This is a genomic window from Cupriavidus sp. GW823-FHT06D04 (genome assembly GCF_058795055.1).
In genome coordinates this window covers 1-3,623 of the sequence record NZ_JBXAHL010000091.1, presented here as the reverse complement: position 1 = coordinate 3,623, position 3,623 = coordinate 1, and the positions used below count along the sequence as shown (strand labels likewise).

Annotated in this window: 2 protein-coding genes; both read right to left on the bottom strand. The window is 60.2% G+C overall.

Annotated elements, in window-relative coordinates:
• Positions 1-711: 711 nt before the first annotated feature.
• Positions 712-1,581, bottom strand: a complete 870-nt coding sequence (locus tag AC1Q7H_RS39645; RefSeq protein WP_153957073.1) for an AraC family transcriptional regulator — start codon at positions 1,579-1,581, stop codon at positions 712-714.
• Positions 1,582-2,243: 662 nt separating this feature from the next.
• On the bottom strand, positions 2,244-3,167 hold the full coding sequence (kce, locus tag AC1Q7H_RS39640) for a 3,5-dioxohexanoate:acetyl-CoA acetone transferase (protein ID WP_492382503.1): 924 nt from the start codon (positions 3,165-3,167) through the stop codon (positions 2,244-2,246).
• Positions 3,168-3,623 lie beyond the last annotated feature (456 nt).

Below are 3,623 nucleotides of genomic sequence, written 5' to 3'. Positions count from 1 at the left end.
GCTTGTTGTTTCGGTCATAAGGGCGTTTCTTTCGATATCGTCTCATGACCTCAACACACAAGAAATCTGACAGGCTCTCGATGGCGCGCAGGACTTTGCTGCTGCCCACCGTGAGGCGCAACGCTTAACGTGCGATTTCGAGTTGATTGCCTGATCGCCAATACGGCGCCGCGGTACTGCTGCTCTTCATGTGAGCCCCGGCCGTCCGTTGTATCGAATCAGCACTCGGCGAAAGCGTTGCTGAAGCTTCGTGCGCCCACAATCACATCCCTGCGCTCGACGTATCTGCGTCGCCACGCCTCTACGAACATCAGCGGGCAAAGGAATACCTTGGGCTCAATAACGTCGATCAGGCTGCCTGGCGACCAAATGTTCCGCGAGTCTGTGATCGCCGAAACGACGTCCGACGGTCGAAGAACTGACCGGAAAGGCCCCACGTTCGTTGACCGAATGGTTGACCGACAACGTAGATGTATTTCGAGCGTGAGCTCTCCATCGGTTGGTCCCAGGAAGTGGGGTAAGTCTTGTGTCACTCGCTGCGCGGCAAAGCGCGAAGGGCGTAGCCCGAAGCGGCTTACCGCGCAGCGGCCACTCCGTTCGGGGTGGCCATCATGAAGTCTGGATTAGTTTGATGTGCGATCCGCCGCACTTTGTCCTTGAAGGAAATCACGATGACGAACGCCACTACGGCACCCAGGGCCGCGTAACGCATTAGCGCGTCGCAGCCCTGCGGAAATCGGACGGCGTGACGCCGGTTGCCTTCTTGAATGCGGTGCTGAAGTGCTGAGCGTGGCTGAAGCCGCAATCCAGCGCGACTTCAGTTGCGGTGCGACGAGGATCCAGGAGGAACTCTTTGGCCCGCTCGAGACGCAGACCGTACACAAAGCGCAAGGGCGTCTGCCCGGCACTTTCGCGAAAAGCCCGCATGAAATGCCGGGGGCTGATACCAGCGACTTGCGCCAAGCCCTTGATCGTGAACGGCCGCGACAAGTCGGCCTCGATGTAGTCGATAACGCGCCGCAAGCTGCTAGGTGGGAGGCCACCGCACGGCCGATTGGCGGCTGCCTGGCTGGTGTCGACCCGCGCCAGTAGGGCGAGGGCTTGCATTGCCCAGCCCTCCGCGAACAACCCGTAAAGGCTGTCGGCATTGCGCGCCTCACGGCATAGGACCGAAAGGCCACGTTGCAGATCTTCGTTGCCAAAGGCAATCAGCGGCCGATTGAAGTGGCAGCCGGCGTCGGGGGCAACGATCGGGTCGAGGAAGACCACCGTGTAGTCGAAGTCCGGGGCTACATCGAACTCGCCTTCGACTGAAATCGAGGCCGGGAACAGCGCAAGGTTTTTTCCTTGTTTTATTCCCGAGTGGATGCGGCGGCCGTCGAGCTCCAGATGTAACTCTTTGAGGCCGTTCCGAAACCAGAACAGCGCGAGCCGCGGTTGACGAAAACGCCAAGAGATGGGCCCGGTCGCTCGGCGCGCGAGGACTTCAACATGTGTGGTGCGCGAGTCAACAATGGTGGCGGATACGAGTTCGCCCCCAACCTCGCGGTATTCAGCTTGTGAGTCTAGGTGACGATGCATTGCTTACCTCCGCTTCGACCTTGCGTCCGGCCTCATTGTGCGCGCAGCCCCTTGACCTCGCAAGCGAATCAGTCGCTGGTGAATACCCTTTATGGGGAGGGGGTCGCTGACGCATGAACCGCGTTCGCTTTGCCCCCAGCGCATCGTACACCTTGGCTCGACTCGTGCTGGTCTGAAGCAACGGCGATGCGAAGAGCCAAGACATCGGACCCGCAAGGGGCCCGTTGCATACTGTCAGATCACCGGCGCGTCCGACGGCCTGCCCCCGCCCTTGGCCGCCGGCATAGTGGCATTCGATGGTGCTATGGCCAGCGCGTTCTGACTCTGCTGGCCTCATCTAGCATCGCACTTGCTGCTCGAGAAGACAGTCCGCGCCCCTCGCTGTTCCGCCCGCTGAAGCAGTGAATCCCTGCCCATCAGCAGGCGATCGAAGTGCGGCCAGGGCAGCCCGAGATGAGTTGATCAACGAGGCGGCGGCGCAATGGCATCAAAAGCACAGTAGATCCGCGACATAGGTCTAGCCGATGGAGTTCCTACATCCCCGTGAAAGGCACTGCTGGCCGATTGCAGCGTCGGCCCGCCGGGCGCGTGATCTCGGCGCGCAGCCCCATGGGCCTGGCAACGTGGTTTGCTTGGGCAAAAAACTTCGACCCTGTTCCTTCTCAGAACTTGACTTTCCCAATGCCCTTCAATTGCAAAATTTCCCGGGCTTCGTTCGGGCTGGCGATTTCGAGTCCAAGCCCCTCGATAATTTGGCGCGCCTGCCGCACCTGCGCTGCATTGCTCTCGGCGAGCGTGCCCCGTCCAAGCCACAGGCTGTCTTCCAATCCGACGCGCACATTTCCGCCCATACTGGCAGACATTGCTGCAAGGCGAAGCTGATCCTTGCCTGTCCCCAGCACCGACCAGCGATAGTCATTGCCGAACAGCCGGTCGGCGGTCCGCTTCATGTGCAACACGTCTTCAGGATGCGTGCCGATACCTCCCAGGATGCCGAACACGGTCTGAACAAAGAACGGCGCCTTGACTAGACCGCGCTCGACGAAGTGCGCCAAGTTGTAGAGGTGGCTCACGTCGTAGCACTCGAATTCGAAACGCGTGTCATTGGCGGCACATTGCGCCAGGGCGTATTCAATATCCTTGAAGGTGTTTCGGAAAATCAGGTCACGACTGGCTTCCAACGCTTCGCGCTCCCATGCATGTTTGAAATCCTTGAAGCGCGCGAGCATCGGGAATAGCGCGAAGTTCATGGAGCCCATGTTGAGCGAAGCCACCTCGGGCGCAAAGCGCATCGACGGCTGAATGCGCTCCTCAATCGTCATGTAGGGCGAGCCGCCACTGGTGATATTCAACACTGCATCGGTGCGTGCCTTGATTTGCGGCAAGAATCGGCCGAATGCATCAGGGCTCTGGTCCGGCTTGCCCGTGACAGGATCGCGTGCATGAAGGTGAATGATCGCGGCGCCCGCTTCCGCCGCGCCGACCGAGGCTTCGGCGATCTCTTCCGGTGTGACCGGTAGATACCGTGACATTGAGGGCGTATGAATCGCACCGGTGACAGCACATGTGATGATGACTTTGCTCATGATATGAATCAGGAAATCCGCATCCGTTGGCCAGCTCGGGACCCAGCGCGCCTCGCGTGCGATGCTCCGATGCTTGCAAGCTTGAATCTGATGTTGCCGGCTTTAGGGCAGGTTGACTTCATTTACTTGTCTCCTTTTATCTTCGGAACGAGCTTTTAGGATGCAGCGGGGCCGAGACCTCGCTTCCGTTAGTCCGAGCATGGCGCGCGCTGAACCTAATGGCGCGGCGCAAGCGCTCTTCGAGGCGCATGGTTAGCGAGCCGCCGGTCGTTAGATTCACGACTCAGTCTGAGCGGGCCCGGACCGCTGCGTGGATCGGCTCGAATCGCTCGACGCTCCGGCTGGCGGTCCTGGGTCGCCCGCATGCAGATGCACGATTGCTGCACCACCCTCACACGCGAGGGGCTTCGGGCAGGCGTTCACCGCCGCGCACGACGTATTTGGCGGGATACAGTG